Here is a 15520-nt window from a genome sequence, read left to right as displayed (position 1 = left end):
CCTACCCTTTTTTCTTCGCGGCCGGCTTCTTAGCAGCCGGCTTCTTGGCGGCTACTTTCTTGGTTGCCGGAGCTTTGGCCGCGGCCGCCTTGCGGAACGGCTTTTTGCCGCCGCCGCCCTTGGCTTCCTTCTCGGCAATCAGCGCCAGCGCATCCTCCATCGTCACCGACTGGGGATCCTTGCCCTTGGGCAGCGTAGCATTGACCTTGCCGAAATTCACGTAAGGCCCGTATTTGCCGTCGCGCACGACGATCTTGCCGCCGCCATCGGGGTGGTCGCCGAGCTCCTTGAGCGCAGCGGCCGTGCCGCCATTGCGGCCACCCTTGCCCTTCAGCTGCTTCTCGGCGATCACCGACACGGCGCGGTTGAGGCCGATCGAGAACACGTCCTCGATGCTTTCGAGATTGGCATAGGTGCCGTCATGCAGCACGAACGGACCGTAACGGCCGAGCCCGGCCGAGATCATCTTGGCCGTTTCCGGATGCTGGCCGACATCGCGCGGCAGCGACAGCAGCGCCAGCGCCTTTTCGTGGTCGATCGACTCTGCCGTCCAGCCCTTGGGCAGGCTGGAGCGCTTGGCTTCCTTGCCGTCGCCGCGTTGCAGATAGGGGCCGAAGCGGCCGCTGCGCAGCGTGATTTCCTCTGACGTATAGGGGTCCTTGCCGATGACCTTGGTGCCGTCTTCGCCGCCGCCATTCTCGCCATTGGGGTTGGCGGCATCGCCGAGCTGGCGGGTGAAGGAGCATTCGGGATAGTTGGAGCAGCCGACAAAGGCGCCGAACTTGCCGAGCTTCAGCGACAGATTGCCGGTGCCGCATTTCGGGCAGATGCGTGGATTCGAACCGTCTTCGCGCGCGGGGAACACCAGCGGCGCCAGCTCTTCATTGAGCGCATCCAGCACGTCGGTGACGCGCAGTTCCTTGATGTCGGCGACGGCGCCGGAAAAATCCTTCCAGAAATCGCGCAGCACGTCCTTCCAGGCGAGCTTGCCGTCCGAAATCTCGTCGAGCTTTTCCTCGAGGGACGCGGTGAAGTCGTACTCGACATAGCGCTTGAAGAAGCTTTCGAGGAAAGCCGACAGCAGCCGGCCCTTGGCCTGCGGCACCAGCCGGCGCTTGTCGATGGTGACATAGTCGCGGTCCTCGAGCGTCTTCAGGATCGCCGTATAGGTAGAAGGCCGGCCGATGCCGAGCTCTTCCAGCTTCTTGATCAGCGACGCTTCGGAGTAACGCGGCGGCGGCTCGGTGGTGTGCTGGGTGGCGTTGATCGCCTGGCGGGCAAGCTGCTCGCCGGCACGGATCTCGGGCAGGCGACGATTTTCCTCGTCTTCCGCATCGTCGTCCTTCTGGTCGGTGTATGCGGCGATGAAACCGTCGAACCGAACGACCGAACCGACGGCACGCAGCTCCGCGGTGCGCGATCCATTGACCGCCTCGATCTCTGCGGTGGTGCGCTCGATTTCGGCCGGCTGCATCTGGCTGGCGATGGCGCGCTTCCAGATCAGCTCATAGAGCCGCATCTGGTCGGAATCGAGATATTGCCTGACCGATGCCGGGGTGCGCATGAAATCCGTCGGGCGGATCGCTTCGTGCGCTTCCTGGGCGTTCTTGGCTTTGGCCGTATATTGGCGCGGCTTTTCCGGCAGGTATTTTGGACCGAATTCCTTGGCAATGGCATCGCGTGCGGCGTCGATCGCCTCGGGTGCCATCTGTACGCCGTCGGTTCGCATATAGGTGATCAGACCGGTGGTCTCGCCGCCGATCTCCATGCCTTCATAGAGGCGTTGCGCCACCTGCATGGTGCGGCTGGCCGAGAAGCCGAGACCCGACGAGGCGGCCTGCTGCAGCGTCGAGGTGGTGAAGGGCGGGCCGGGATTGCGCTTGGTCGGCTTGGCTTCCACCGACACCGCCTTGAAGGTCGCGCCTTCGAGCATCGACTTGATGTCGTCGGCCTGCGCCTTGTTTGAAATGTCGAGCTTTTGCAGCTTCTTGCGATCGAAGGCGGTCAGCCGCGCTTCGAAATTCTCGTTGCGCGGCGTGCCCAGCAGTGCAGCGATCTGCCAGTATTCCTCGCGAATGAAGCGCTCGATCTCGGATTCGCGGTCGCAGACGAGACGCAGCGCAACCGACTGGACGCGTCCGGCCGAACGGGCGCCCGGCAGTTTGCGCCACAGCACCGGCGACAGCGTGAAGCCGACGAGATAATCCAGCGCCCGGCGGGCGAGATAGGCATCGACCAGCGGCGCATCGATCTGGCGCGGATTGGCCATCGCTTCCAGCACCGACGATTTGGTGATGGCGTTGAAGACGACGCGGCTGACCGGCTTGTCCTTCAGCGCGCGCTTCTGCTTCAGAACTTCCAGCACATGCCAGGAAATCGCTTCGCCTTCGCGATCCGGATCGGTGGCGAGGATCAGGCCGTCGGCGTCCTTGACCGCCTTGGCGATGTCGGCGAGGCGCTTGCCGGAGGCGGTGTCGACCGCCCAGGACATGGCGAAATCCTCATCCGGACGCACCGAGCCATCCTTGGCCGGCAAGTCCCTGATATGGCCGAACGAGGCCAGAACCTTGTAGTTCTTGCCGAGGTATTTGTTGATTGTCTTCGCCTTGGCCGGCGATTCGACGACGACGACGTCCATGAGGTCTCATATCAGCTGTGGTGCGGCAGAAGAATTCCGCTGCGCGCGACGAAATCTCGTTCTATTTGTCGCTCACATGGCCGCGCTTTTGCATCCGGTCAAGGGGAAGCGCCCAAATTGCGGGCCGGTCCGCAGCAATACACTCTTAGAGTGTATGGAGAAAATCACAGAATTTGGGAAAGGCAGATGGTGGGTCTGAGTCAGCGGAAACGACCCGATTCATTTTTCCGCCGAGTCGTTGAAATGCTGCCCAAACCAGGACGGGCGACATTATAACGGGCTGTTCGATGCCGGCCGCCGGATGGCATGGAGATGCCCGGCGACCAGCCCTTGTCCCGCCAGCAGCGGGACTGGCGTGCTTAGTCGGCCTTGACGATATGCCAGACTTCGCCGACGCCGTCGCCGGTCACATCGCCGGGCTTCTTGTCCTTTATGAAGGTGTAGACCGGCTTGCCGTCATAGGCCCACATCTTGGTGCCGTCGGTGCGGTCGACGACGCTCCACTCGTCATCCGCCTTGGCGCCGGCTTCGGCTTTCAGCGGCGGCCAGTTGGTGGCGCATTTGTCGTAGCAGTTGCTCTTGCCCCTCTCGTCCTTGTCATAGGTGTAAAGCGTCATGCCATTGGCGTCGGTGTAGATCTTGGCGCCATTGACCTCGGCTTCCTTCCACGCGTCGGCAGCGAAGGATGCGGCGGTGCTGAGCAGAAGCGCTGCCAGTCCTGCGGTTATGGTTTTCATGGAAATCTCCTGACTGATATCTGGAGACGCGCGGGAAATCGCGGCCTCACAGCATCAACGCCTGCGGGCTGTCGTTTCTTCCTGGCAAGTGCGTCGGGCAATGGATGATCTTGCCAACACAATGGTGATTGGTGGACAAGGCTGCGCGTCGCTATATCGGCGTCACGACATAGGAGTTCTTGGAAATGGCATTGGACATCGGCTATGTCAGCGCGGTCGGGGCTGGGGCGATTTCGTTCCTGTCGCCTTGCGTGCTGCCGCTGGTGCCGCCTTATCTCTGTTATATGGCCGGCGTCTCGGTCGACGATTTCCGTGGCAATGCGGGTGCGACAGCGCGTGAAGGCGCACGCGGCGCGCTGATCTATTCTTCGATCGCCTTCGTGCTCGGCTTCTCGACCGTCTTTGTCGCGCTCGGCGCCGGCGCCTCGACCATCGGCCGGCTGCTGCGCGTCTGGCAGGAGCCGCTGGCCATGGGCGCAGGCGTGCTGATCATCCTGATGGGCCTGAATTTCCTCGGCGTCCTGCGCATTCCGCTGCTGTCACGCGAGGCACGCTTCCAGTCGCAAGGGAAGCCGGCAAGTGCAATCGCGGCCTATGTCATGGGGCTGGCTTTCGCCTTCGGCTGGACGCCCTGCATCGGCCCGGTGCTGGGACCGATCCTGACGCTGGCCGGCGGCCGCGAGACGGTGGGCGAGGGCGCGCTGCTGCTCGCCGCCTATTCGCTCGGGCTGGGCATCCCGTTCCTGATCGCCGCGCTGTTTTCCGGCGCCTTCATGCGCTTCCTCGGCAAATTCCGCGTCCATCTCGGCCGCGTCGAAAAGGCCATCGGCGCGCTGCTGGTGATCGCCGGTGTGTTTTTTCTGACTGGTGGCGTGCAGACCGTGTCGTATTGGCTGCTGGAGAATTTTCCAGTGCTGGGGCGGCTGGGGTAGTCTCCCCCCGCACGGGAACGATGCACACCAGCTCGCATTTGCAGTGCCGTTGACCAACACTTTTTCGAGCCGGGAGGCGAGAATGGTAGCCAAGGCGGATGTGCGAAAATTCTTCAAGGCCTATGAGAAAATCTACAATGACGCGATCGCCGACACCGTCGATCTCAACGACGTCGCGGACATGTATTCGGCGGGTTTGTCTCGGTGACGCCGGCGGCGGTCATGGTTGGCGAGAATGGCGAGCAGTTGAAGGCCATTATGACAAAGGGTTTTGAGGCCTATCGTGCCCTCGGCAGCAAGAGAATGACCTGCGTCGATGTCTCGGTGATGCCAATCGATCAGGACCATTGCGTGGCTGAGGTAAACTGGTCCGGTGACTATGAACGCAAGGATGGGAGTCTCGTGACCATCGACTTTGCGATCAACTATCTCGTCGAAAAGCGCGATGGCAAGCTGAAGGTGTTTGGCTGGATATCGGGTGACGAGCAGGCGGAATTCAGGAAACACGGCCTGTTGTAGGGGTGCTGACTGCCGAATTCTGTCCTAAGACCCGCTGATTAAGAGTCAGCTGCTCCGCCATCTCACCGGAATTTAACCGCATTGGTGAAGCATGGGCCCACTGCTATCCTGTCTTGATTCCCAACCCTTTCATATGGTTGCCCTTCCATGAGCCAGAGATCCTGCCTGTCCGTCATCCTCGCCGCCGGCGAAGGCACGCGCATGAAGAGCGTGCTGCCGAAGGTGCTGCACCAGATTGCCGGGCTGCCGATGGTCGCCCATGTGGTGAAGGCAGCGGAAGAGGCGGGTGCCGGCAGCCAGGCGCTGGTGATCGGCCATGGCGCCGACGAGATGCGCAAGGCCGCGGCAAAGTTCGCGCCCAAGGCCGAGACTTTCGTGCAGGAAAAGCGCCTTGGCACCGCGCACGCCGTGCTTGCCGCGCGCGATGCAATATCAAAGGGTTATGACGATATCCTGGTCATGTTCGGGGACACGCCGCTGATCGATGCAGATGCGCTGACCGTGGCGCGGCTGAAACTGGCTGAAGGCGCTGCCGTCGTCGTGATCGGCTTCCGTCCGCCCAGTCCGACTGGTTATGGCCGGTTGATCGAAAAGGACGGCAAGCTGACCGCCATCCGCGAGGAGAAGGACTGCTCCGAGGAGGAGAGGAAAATAACCTTCTGCAATGCCGGCATGATGGCGGTGGCCGGCGCCCATGCGCTGGCGCTGCTCGATCAGGTCGGCAACAAGAATGCCAAGGGCGAGTATTATCTCACCGATATTGTCGAGATCGCCAGTGCGCGAGGCCTCGATGTCGTGGCCACCGAAGCCAGTTTCGAAAGCGCGCTCGGCATCAACAACCGCGCCGAACTGGCGCAAGCCGAAGCCATCTGGCAGGCGCGCCGGCGGCATGAGGCGATGCTGTCGGGCGTGACGCTGATCGCGCCGGAGACCGTGTATTTCTCGCACGACACCGAGATCGGCACTGACACGATCGTCGAGCCCCATGTCTGGTTCGGTCCGGGCGTGAAGATTGCCACGGGCGCCAAGGTCCATGCCTTCAGCCATATCGAGGGCGCCACCATTGCGTCCAATTGCGATGTCGGGCCGTACGCGCGGCTGCGGCCGGGCGCCGATCTCAGGAACAAGGCCAAGGTCGGCAATTTCTGCGAGGTCAAGCAGGCGGTTATCGAAGAGGGCGCCAAGGTCAACCATTTGACCTATATCGGTGACGCCCGTGTCGGTGCTGGGGCCAATATCGGCGCCGGCACCATTACCTGCAATTATGACGGCTATTCGAAATTCTTCACCGACATCGGCGAGGGCGCTTTTGTCGGCTCCAATTCGTCGCTGGTGGCGCCTGTCACCATCGGCAAGGGCGGCTACATCGCCTCAGGCAGCGTGATCACCGAAAGCGTGCCCGACGACGCGCTGGCCTTCGGCCGCGCCCGCCAGAAGACCATTCCAGGCAAGGGCAAGGAGTTGCGCGAGCGCTTTGCTTCGGCGGCGGCGGCGAAGAAAAAGTAAGACCAGCCCGCAAACCGAACGATTGCAGTAACCGGATTGCAAGAGCGGCCTGTCATGGTGCATCGACAGAATGAGCGTTCCGTTATACGGGACGAAATGCAATGTGACTTTCCACGGCAGGCTGGCCATCCCTAAATAGCGCTGGTTTTCCGGGGAATCGGGGGCTTTCTGCATGTGCGGTATCGTTGGAATCGTCGGCCACTCGCAGGTTGCGCCGCTCATCGTCGATGCGCTGAAGCGGTTGGAGTACCGTGGCTATGATTCGGCCGGCGTCGCGACCATCGAGCGTGGCGAACTCGCCCGCCGCCGCGCCGAAGGCAAGTTGATCAACCTGGAGCGCCGGCTCAAGGACGAGCCGCTCGATGGCACGATCGGCATCGGCCACACGCGCTGGGCGACGCATGGCGTGCCCAACGAGACCAATGCGCATCCGCATTTTTCCGACGGCGTCGCCATCGTCCACAACGGCATCATCGAGAATTTCGCCGAACTGCGCGACGAACTGGTCCGCGACGGCTATTCTTTTTCGTCGCAGACCGACACCGAGGTCGTGGCGCATCTGGTGGCCCGCGAACTCGCCAAGGGGCTGAATCCGGTCGAAGCCGCGCACCAGGCGCTGAAGCGGCTGGAAGGCGCCTTTGCGCTGGCGATCATGTTCAAAGGCGACGAGGATTTGATCGTCGGCGCCCGCAATGGTCCGCCTTTGGCCGTCGGCCATGGCGATGGCGAGATGTTCCTGGGCTCCGACGCCATCGCGCTCGCCCCGTTCACCAATTCGATCACCTATCTGGAAGATGGCGACTGGGCGGTGGTGCGCCGTGGCGGTGTCACCATCTTCGACATTGACGGCACAAAGGTCGACCGCAAACGCCAGCAGTCGCTGTCGACCAGCTTCATGGTCGACAAGGGCAACCGACGCCATTTCATGGAAAAGGAAATCCATGAGCAGCCCGAGGTGATCTCGCACACCTTGGCGCATTACGTGGATTTCGTCTCCGGAGTGTCGAAGCCGCTCGACCTGCCGTTCGACTTCGCCAAAATTGGTCGGCTGGCGATCTCGGCCTGCGGCACGGCGTATCTGGCCGGCCTGATCGGCAAGTACTGGTTCGAACGCTACGCGCGCCTGCCCGTCGACATCGATGTCGCCTCCGAATTCCGTTACCGCGAAATGCCGCTGTCGAAGAACGATGCGGCGTTTTTCATCTCGCAATCGGGCGAGACCGCCGACACGCTGGCCTCGCTGCGTTATTGCCGCAAAGCCGGCATGAAGATCGGCGCGATCGTCAATGTGCGCGAATCGACCATGGCGCGCGAATCCGACGTCGTGCTGCCGACGCTTGCCGGACCCGAGATCGGCGTCGCCTCGACCAAGGCCTTCACCTGCCAGCTTTCCGTGCTGGCCGCGCTTGCGGTGCGCGCCGGCGTGGCGCGCGGTATGATTTCGAAGGAACAGGAGAAAACCCTGGTGCGCGCGCTTTCGGAGGCGCCGCGCTACGCCAACCAGGTGCTCAAGCTTGAAGAGCAGATCGAGCGGATCGCGCGCGAACTCTCGCGCTACAAGGACGTGCTCTATCTCGGCCGCGACACCAACTTCCCGCTGGCCATGGAAGGCGCGCTGAAACTCAAGGAAATCTCCTACATCCACGCCGAAGGCTATGCAGCCGGCGAACTGAAGCATGGGCCGATCGCGCTGATCGACGAGAACATGCCGGTCATCGTCATCGCGCCGCATGACCGGATCTTCGAGAAAACCGTTTCCAACATGCAGGAGGTGGCGGCGCGCGGCGGCAAGATCATCCTGATCACCGACAGCAAGGGCGCAGCGCAGGTGAGCGTGAAGACGATGGAAACAATCGTGCTGCCGGATGTGCCCGAAATCATCTCGCCGATCATCTATGCGCTGCCGATCCAGATGCTGGCCTATTTCACCGCCGTGTTCATGGGCACCGACGTCGATCAGCCACGCAATCTGGCGAAATCGGTGACGGTGGAATAGGTTTTGCCTTCCAGACCGGAGGTTGGGCCGAATGGCATCGAAGTTCGCACGTCCAGTTCATCCTGGAGAATTCCTGCGTGAAGAATATCTCGTCCCGCTCGGCATGAGTGCAGGCGCGCTGGCGAAAAAGCTCAACCTTCCGCGCACCCGTATCGAACGCATTGCCAAGGAAGAGATCGGCCTCCCGATACCGCTCTTCGCCTCGCCAGATTTTTCAACACCACGCCCGAATTCTGGATGAATTTTCAACAGGCCTATGAGCTTGAAACCGAAGCCAGAAAGCTGGCGCCGGAGCTCGAGAAGATTGAGCCGTTGGAAGTAGAGGCATAATCGGCTCTTTAAAAACTTCGCAGTTCCAAAGCTTCGTCCGGTTCACTAATGTTGCGCTGCAACCCGCGCTCCGGTGAACCATGTCCGATGCTCCCAAGACCTCCGGCATGACCCGGCTGAGGAACTATTTCCTCACGGGCTTCATCGTCTGCGCGCCCTTGGCGATCACCGCTTACATTGCCTGGTCGTTCATCGGCTGGGTCGATTCCTGGGTGAAGCCTTATATTCCGGCCCGCTACAGCCCTGACACCTACCTGTCGTTTCCGGTGCCGGGGTTCGGACTGATCGTGGCGCTTATCCTGATCACGCTGATCGGTTTCCTGACGGCAAACATCGTCGGCCGCGCCATCGTCAATTTCGGCGAGCGCCTGCTTGGCCGCATGCCGCTGGTGCGCGGCATCTACGGCTCGCTGAAACAGATTTTCGAGACCGTGCTGTCGAACAAGGGTGACATGTTCCGCCAGGTCGGGCTGGTCGAATATCCGCGCAAGGGCGTGTGGTCGCTGGTGTTCGTCGCCAGTGAAAAGGAAACCGAGATCAACCAGAAGCTCGACCAGGAAGGCGATCCGCTGATTGCCGTATTCATGCCGTGCACGCCAAACCCGACCACGGGCTTCCTGATGTATGTGCCGAAGTCGGACATCGTGCTGCTCGACATGACGATCGAGGATGGCGCCAAGCTGATCGTCTCCGCCGGTCTGGTGGCGCCCGAAGTAAAGCAAATGGTTGTCGTGAATGGCGAGCCGATCGAAGGGATGCTCGCCAACCCTTCGGTTGCCGCCCTGGCTCAGCCGGCGCGCAGAAGCCGCACGGCTTCGTCGCGACCGAACAAGTAAAGCAGCAGGCGCAACGCCTCACCACGCTGCGATTGCAGCTCCGGATCGCGTGACAGGATCAGCCTGGCATCGTCGCGGGCGGCCTCCAGAAGGTCGGCATGCGCCTCGATGCGAGCCACCTGGAAGCCCGGCGTGCCCGACTGGCGGGTGCCAAGCAATTCGCCTTCGCCGCGCAGCTTCAGGTCCTCCTCGGCGATCACGAACCCATCCTCGGTCTCGCGCATCACCGACAGCCGGCGTTTTGCGGTCTCGCCGAGCGGGTCCTTGTAGAGCAGCACGCATGAGGAAGGCTTGTCACCGCGTCCGACCCGGCCGCGAAGCTGGTGCAGTTGGGCAAGGCCGAAGCGCTCTGCATGCTCGATGACCATGACGGTGGCGTCCGGCACGTCGACGCCGACCTCGATGACGGTGGTGGCGATCAGGATGCGTGTCTCGCCCTGCTTGAAGGCGCGCATCGCCTCGTCCTTCTCTGCACCCTTCATACGGCCGTGAACGAGACCGATGCGATCGCCGAACAATGGTTTCAGCGAGGCGAAGCGGTCTTCGGCCGACATCAGTTTGATCTCTTCGGATTCCTCGACCAGCGGACAGATCCAGTAGATCTTCTGGCCGCCGGCGACGGCGTCCACCATGCGGGCGACCAGTTCGTCGAGCCGCTCGAGCGGCAGCGTAACGGTACGGATCGGCTGGCGGCCGGCCGGTTTTTCCGTCAGTTTCGACACGTCCATGTCACCGAAAGCGGTCAGCACCAGGGTGCGCGGGATAGGAGTGGCCGTCATCACCAGCATGTCTGGCGCGTCGCCCTTGGCGGTGATGGCAAGCCGCTGATGGACGCCGAAACGATGCTGCTCGTCGATGACGGCGAAGACGAGGTCTTTGAAGGTGACGGTCTCCTGGAACAGCGCGTGGGTGCCGACGACGATGTCGATCTCGCCGCTTGCCAGGCCGGCCAGCGTATCCGTGCGTTCGCGGCCCTTCTCGCGACCGGTGAGGATGGCGATGCGAAGCCCTACCTTGGCGGCAAGCGGCGTGATGGTCGCCAGATGCTGGCGCGCCAGGATTTCGGTCGGTGCCATCAAGGCTGCCTGGCCGCCGGCCTCGACGGCACGCGCCATGGCCAGCAGCGCGACGACGGTCTTGCCGGAACCGACATCGCCCTGCAGAAGCCGCAGCATGCGCTCTGGGTCGGCGAGGTCGGCATTGATTTCGGCCAGCGCAAACTCCTGGCTTGATGTCAGCGAATAGGGCAGTGCGGCCCGCAGTTTTTCGACGATGCGGCCGTCGCCGACCAGGGGTCGCCCGGACAGCCTGCGGACTTTCGCTCGCACCAGCGCCAGCGAGACCTGGCCCGCCAGCAACTCGTCATAGGCGAGCCGCCGCCAGGCGGCACCATCGATGGAGACGTCAATCGGGTCGGCCGGATTGTGGATGCGGGCAAGCGCATCGCCAAAGGCCGCAAAGGTGTGCCGCCGCATGAAGGCGCCGTCCTGCCATTCGGGAAATTCAGGCACGCGCGTCAGCGCCTGGCCGATCGCCCGGCGCAGCACCTTGCCCGAGAGCCCGGCTGTCAGGGGATAGACCGGTTCGACCAGCGGCAGGTTTTCCGCCTCGCTGGCCAGCGCAATATGGTCGGGGTGGACCATGCTCGGGCGGCCGTTGAACCATTCCATGCGGCCCGAGACCACGACATGCTCGCCCTCGGGCATCGCCTTTTCGAGATAGGAGGCGTGAGCATGGAAGAAGGTCAGCGCGATCTCTCCGGTATCGTCATGGGCGAAGACCCGGTAGGGCACCGACCTGTTGCCACGCGGTGGCGGCTGGTGGCGATCGATGCGCACATCGAGCGTGACGATCTGGCCTTCCGCGGATCCCGCGATACCAGGCCGACTGCGCCGGTCGATGACGGTGTGCGGCAGCACGAACAGAAGATCGCCGGCACGCGCCGCGCGGTCGCCGAGATCGGCCGGAACAACCTTCTCGATCAGCGCACCGACTTTCGGTCCGACGCCTGCAAGCGACGTGATCGGGACAAACAAGGGATCGAGGATGGTCGGACGCATGATGTCAGCTTATGTTGCGACGGCGGCAGCGCAAGGCTGACAGCCCCTTCTATCCACGCTATATGCGCCGCAGCAAGCAAGGATGCGGTACGATGACCGGAACGACGAGATCAAGCGAGGGGCTGGACGTGCGCCGCCGCAAGCTTCTGTTTCGCTCCTGGCATCGCGGCATGCGCGAGATGGACCTGATCCTCGGCACTTTCGCCGACGCTGAGATCGGCGTCTTGACCAACGAGGAAATCGACCAATATGAGAGGCTCCTCGACATTCCCGATACCGAATTCCTGCCCATGGTCACCGGCGAACGCCCGGTTCCGGCCGATATCGATTGTGCCGTCCTGCGAAAGATCCTGGCTTTCCGCCGCTCTCTGACATTCTGAACACAAGCAATTCCAGGAAAAGTAACGAAGCGGTTTTCCGTTCGGAATTGCGATAAAACAAGACCGTGATTTCATGAGCCTCATTCCCACCATCGGTCTGCCGAAAGGCCGCGCCGGTCAGTTCATCGTCGATGGCGTCGCCGACGGCTACGAAGCCTTTGCGCTGGTGCAGGCGGCGCTCGAGATCGCGCCCGACAAGCCGGTTCTGTTCGTCGCGCGCGACGGTCAGCGCCTGCCGGCGATCATCGAGGCATTGTCCTTCGCGGCCCCCGGCCTGCCGGTGCTGGAACTGCCGGCCTGGGATTGCTTGCCCTACGACCGCGTCTCGCCCGGCTCCGATGCGGCCGCCAAGCGCCTCGATGCGCTGACCGCCATGATCGCTCTGGCGAAGAAGCCGCACCGCGCCGTCATCCTCACCACCGCCAATGCGCTGCTGCAGCGCATTCCGCCGTCCGAGTTGGTCGAGGCGCAGACTTTTCATGCCAGGCCCGGCAACCAGATCGACATGAACGCACTGGTCTCGCGGCTGGAAACGTCCGGTTTCGAGCGTGTGCCGACAGTGCGCGGCATCGGCGAGTTCGCGGTGCGCGGCGGCATTCTCGACCTGTTCGCCCCCGGCTGGACCGAGGCGCTCAGGCTCGATTTCTTCGGCGACACGCTGGAATCGATCCGTGTGTTCGACGCCGCCACGCAGCGCACCACCGGTCAACGCAAGTCGATGGCGCTGCAAGCGATGAGCGAAGTGGCGCTGACGCCGGAAACCATCAGCCGCTTCCGCCGCTCCTATATCGAAGCCTTCGGCGCACCGCAGCGCGACGACGGGCTCTATGCGGCGGTCAGCGAAGGGCGTCGCTTCGCTGGCATGGAGCACTGGCTGCCGTTCTTTTACGAACGGCTGGAGACGGTGTTCGACTATCTGCCTGACACGCCCGTCATCTTCGACCATCTGGCGCATGAGGCGCTGGCCGAGCGCCACACGCTGATCCTCGATCACTACGAGGCGCGCAGGAAGCAGGCCGATGGCGCGCTGAAGGATGCGGTGCCCTATAAGCCAGTCGCGCCGGACCTGCTCTATCTCTCCCCGGAAAACCTGATCACCTCGCTCGGGCCGCGCGAAGCGATCGACTTTACGCCATTCGACGCGCCCGACATTGGCGCCAAGAAGGTCTATCACGCCGGTTCGCGCCACGGCCGCAGCTTCGTCGAGGAGCGCGCCGATCCGAACGCCAACGTGTTCGATGTCGTCGTCAAACACATCGCCGATGAGCGCGCGGCGCGCCGCCGCGTCGTCATCGCCGGCTGGACCGAAGGCTCGCTCGACCGGCTTGGCCAGATCCTCGCCGAACACCATCTCGGCAACCTCAAGCAGGTCGTGACGCTGGCGGAAGCCGAAAAGCTCGAGCCGGGGCAGGCGGCCCTGGCCGTGCTGCCGCTCGAATCCGGCTTCGAGACCGAAAAACTGGTCGTCGTCGCCGAACAGGACATTTTGGGCGACCGGCTGATCCGGCGCTCGAAACGCAAGAAACGTCCCTCGGATTTCATTGCCGAGGCCTCGGCGCTGTCGGCCGGCGACATTGTCGTCCATGCCGACCACGGCATTGGCCGTTTCATTGGCCTGCGCACCATCGAAGCGGTCGGCGCACCGCATGACTGCCTGGAAATCCACTATGCCGGCGACGACCGGCTGTTCCTGCCGGTGGAAAACATCGAACTCCTGTCGCGCTACGGTTCTGACACGGCCGGGGCGACGCTGGACAAGCTTGGCGGCGGCGCCTGGCAGTCGCGCAAAGCGCGGCTGAGGAAGCGCCTGCTCGACATGGCCGGTCAGTTGATCCGCATCGCCGCCGAGCGGCAGATGCGCTCGGCGCCGCCACTGGTGCCGGCAGAAGGCCTCTATGGCGAGTTCGCCGCCCGCTTTCCCTATGAAGAGACCGACGACCAACAGACGGCCATCGATTCGGTGCGCGACGATCTTGCTGCCGGCAAGCCGATGGACCGGCTGATTTGCGGCGATGTCGGTTTCGGCAAGACCGAAGTGGCGCTGCGTGCCGCCTTCATCGCGGCAATGGAAGGTTTTCAGGTGGCGGTGGTGGTGCCGACGACATTGCTGTCACGCCAGCATTTCAAGACGTTTTCGCAGCGGTTTTCCGGCCTGCCGATCCGCGTCGCCCAGGCGTCGCGGCTGGTCGGCGCCAAGGAACTGGCCGAGACCAAGAAAGGCATCGCCGAAGGCCAGGTCGACATCGTCATCGGCACGCACGCGCTGCTCGGTTCCGCGATCTCGTTCAAGAACCTTGGTCTGCTGATCATCGACGAAGAGCAGCATTTTGGCGTCAAGCACAAGGAACGGCTGAAGGACCTGAAGACCGACGTGCACGTGCTGACGCTGTCGGCGACGCCGATCCCGCGAACGCTGCAACTGGCGTTGACCGGGGTGCGCGAGCTGTCGCTGATCGCCACGCCGCCGGTCGATCGCATGGCGGTGCGCACCTTCATATCGCCCTTCGATCCGCTGGTGATCCGCGAGACGCTGCTGCGCGAACGCTATCGCGGTGGCCATTCCTTCTATGTGGTGCCGCGCATCAGCGATCTCTCGGAAATACATGATTTCCTGAAGGAATCCGTGCCGGAGTTGAAGGTGGCGGTGGCTCATGGCCAGATGCCGCCGGGCGAACTCGACGACATCATGAATGCCTTTTATGACGGCCAGTACGACGTGCTGTTGTCGACCACCATCGTCGAATCCGGCCTCGACATCCCGACTGCCAACACGCTGATTATCCATCGCGCCGACATGTTCGGCCTGTCGCAGCTCTACCAATTGCGCGGCCGCGTCGGCCGTTCGAAGGTGCGGGCCTACGCGCTGTTCACGCTGCCGGCCAACCGCAAGCTGACCGACACCGCCGAGCGGAGGCTCAAGGTGCTGCAATCGCTCGACACTCTGGGCGCCGGCTTCCAACTGGCCAGCCACGACCTCGATATCAGAGGCGCCGGCAATCTTCTCGGCGAGGAGCAGTCCGGACACATCAAGGAGGTCGGCTTCGAACTCTACCAGCAGATGCTGGAAGAAGCCGTCGCCGAGGTGAAGGATTCGGGCGAGGTGCAGGATGGCGGCTGGTCGCCGCAGATTGCCGTCGGCACGGCGGTGATGATCCCGGAAAGCTATGTTCCGGACCTGCAGCTCCGGCTGGCGCTTTATCGCCGTCTCGGCGATCTCGAAAACACCGAGGAAATCGACGCTTTCGGCGCCGAGCTGATCGACCGCTTCGGCCCGCTGCCGGAGGAGGTGAAGCATCTGTTGAAGATCGTCTTCATCAAGGCGCTCTGCCGCAAGGCCAATGTCGAAAAACTCGACGCCGGGCCGAAGGGCGTCGTCATCCATTTCCGCAAGCGCGAATTCTCCAACCCGGTCGGGCTGGTCAAGTTCATTGGCGAACAGGGATCGTTGGCCAAGATCCGGCCGGACCACAGTGTCGTCTTCGTGCGCGACTGGCCGACAGCCGAGAAGAGGCTGGCGGGCTCGGCGGTCGTCATGACGCAGTTGGCACGGCTGGTGGAGAAGGCGGCGTAGCTAGCCTCGGACCAT

The 15520-nt window shown here is 62.8% G+C and carries 11 protein-coding genes and 1 pseudogene; 9 read left to right on the top strand and 3 right to left on the bottom strand.

What is annotated here, in order from left to right; genetic code table 11:
* Window position 1 precedes the first annotated feature (1 nt).
* Window positions 2-2638, bottom strand: a complete 2637-nt coding sequence (topA, locus tag LB559_RS01045; protein WP_064995803.1) for a type I DNA topoisomerase — start codon at window positions 2636-2638, stop codon at window positions 2-4.
* A 359-nt stretch (window positions 2639-2997) separates the two neighbouring features.
* Complete coding sequence (locus LB559_RS01040; protein ID WP_064995804.1) at window positions 2998-3375, bottom strand: hypothetical protein; 378 nt, start codon at window positions 3373-3375, stop codon at window positions 2998-3000.
* Between the two features lie 185 nt (window positions 3376-3560).
* On the opposite strand from LB559_RS01040, the gene LB559_RS01035 reads away from it, so the two are divergent.
* The 7 genes and pseudogenes from LB559_RS01035 to LB559_RS01010 all read left to right on the top strand — a co-directional run bounded on the left by LB559_RS01035 (window position 3561) and on the right by LB559_RS01010 (window position 9494).
* The gene (locus LB559_RS01035; RefSeq protein WP_063173667.1) at window positions 3561-4307 is read left to right on the top strand and encodes a cytochrome c biogenesis CcdA family protein; all 747 of its coding nucleotides are present in this window, start codon (window positions 3561-3563) and stop codon (window positions 4305-4307) included.
* An 82-nt stretch (window positions 4308-4389) separates the two neighbouring features.
* Entirely contained in the window at window positions 4390-4515 is a 126-nt protein-coding gene (locus LB559_RS32805; RefSeq protein WP_263498926.1) for a hypothetical protein, read from the top strand.
* Window positions 4516-4529: 14 nt separating this feature from the next.
* On the top strand, window positions 4530-4826 hold the full coding sequence (locus tag LB559_RS01030) for a hypothetical protein (protein WP_224672878.1): 297 nt from the start codon (window positions 4530-4532) through the stop codon (window positions 4824-4826).
* Window positions 4827-4973: 147 nt separating this feature from the next.
* Window positions 4974-6332, top strand: coding sequence for a bifunctional UDP-N-acetylglucosamine diphosphorylase/glucosamine-1-phosphate N-acetyltransferase GlmU (glmU, locus tag LB559_RS01025; RefSeq protein WP_064995805.1), 1359 nt, complete (start codon window positions 4974-4976; stop codon window positions 6330-6332).
* Window positions 6333-6504: 172 nt separating this feature from the next.
* Window positions 6505-8328 (top strand): glutamine--fructose-6-phosphate transaminase (isomerizing), encoded by a 1824-nt coding sequence (glmS, locus tag LB559_RS01020; RefSeq protein WP_013531911.1) that lies wholly within the window; start codon window positions 6505-6507, stop codon window positions 8326-8328.
* Between the two features lie 31 nt (window positions 8329-8359).
* Window positions 8360-8658 (top strand): annotated as a pseudogene (locus LB559_RS01015) (HigA family addiction module antitoxin).
* Window positions 8659-8738: 80 nt separating this feature from the next.
* Window positions 8739-9494 carry a DUF502 domain-containing protein gene (locus LB559_RS01010; RefSeq protein WP_013531909.1) on the top strand — a complete coding sequence of 252 codons (756 nt, stop codon included), beginning with the start codon at window positions 8739-8741 and terminating at the stop codon, window positions 9492-9494.
* Here the strand turns inward: LB559_RS01010 and recG are convergent.
* Complete coding sequence (gene recG / locus LB559_RS01005; protein ID WP_224672877.1) at window positions 9446-11554, bottom strand: ATP-dependent DNA helicase RecG; 2109 nt, start codon at window positions 11552-11554, stop codon at window positions 9446-9448. The two genes, LB559_RS01010 and recG, sit on opposite strands and share 49 nt — an antisense overlap.
* 92 nt (window positions 11555-11646) lie before the next feature.
* On the opposite strand from recG, the gene LB559_RS01000 reads away from it, so the two are divergent.
* Both LB559_RS01000 and mfd read left to right on the top strand, forming a co-directional pair.
* Complete coding sequence (locus tag LB559_RS01000; protein WP_013531907.1) at window positions 11647-11934, top strand: succinate dehydrogenase assembly factor 2; 288 nt, start codon at window positions 11647-11649, stop codon at window positions 11932-11934.
* A gap of 73 nt (window positions 11935-12007) precedes the next feature.
* Entirely contained in the window at window positions 12008-15505 is a 3498-nt protein-coding gene (gene mfd, locus LB559_RS00995) for a transcription-repair coupling factor (protein WP_224672876.1), read from the top strand.
* Window positions 15506-15520 lie beyond the last annotated feature (15 nt).

The sequence above is a fragment of the Mesorhizobium sp. BR1-1-3 genome, assembly GCF_020165455.1.
GTDB lineage: Bacteria > Pseudomonadota > Alphaproteobacteria > Rhizobiales > Rhizobiaceae > Mesorhizobium > Mesorhizobium ciceri.
This window is presented reverse-complemented; position numbering and strand designations above follow the sequence as displayed.

Coding starts and splice junctions, on each gene's coding strand:
- topA (WP_064995803.1), bottom strand. CDS start 2,638: ATGGACGTCGTCGTCGTCGAATCGCCGGCCAAGGCGAAGACAATCAAC.
- LB559_RS01040 (WP_064995804.1), bottom strand. CDS start 3,375: ATGAAAACCATAACCGCAGGACTGGCAGCGCTTCTGCTCAGCACCGCC.
- LB559_RS01035 (WP_063173667.1), top strand. CDS start 3,561: ATGGCATTGGACATCGGCTATGTCAGCGCGGTCGGGGCTGGGGCGATT.
- LB559_RS32805 (WP_263498926.1), top strand. CDS start 4,390: ATGGTAGCCAAGGCGGATGTGCGAAAATTCTTCAAGGCCTATGAGAAA.
- LB559_RS01030 (WP_224672878.1), top strand. CDS start 4,530: ATGGTTGGCGAGAATGGCGAGCAGTTGAAGGCCATTATGACAAAGGGT.
- glmU (WP_064995805.1), top strand. CDS start 4,974: ATGAGCCAGAGATCCTGCCTGTCCGTCATCCTCGCCGCCGGCGAAGGC.
- glmS (WP_013531911.1), top strand. CDS start 6,505: ATGTGCGGTATCGTTGGAATCGTCGGCCACTCGCAGGTTGCGCCGCTC.
- LB559_RS01010 (WP_013531909.1), top strand. CDS start 8,739: ATGTCCGATGCTCCCAAGACCTCCGGCATGACCCGGCTGAGGAACTAT.
- recG (WP_224672877.1), bottom strand. CDS start 11,554: ATGCGTCCGACCATCCTCGATCCCTTGTTTGTCCCGATCACGTCGCTT.
- LB559_RS01000 (WP_013531907.1), top strand. CDS start 11,647: ATGACCGGAACGACGAGATCAAGCGAGGGGCTGGACGTGCGCCGCCGC.
- mfd (WP_224672876.1), top strand. CDS start 12,008: ATGAGCCTCATTCCCACCATCGGTCTGCCGAAAGGCCGCGCCGGTCAG.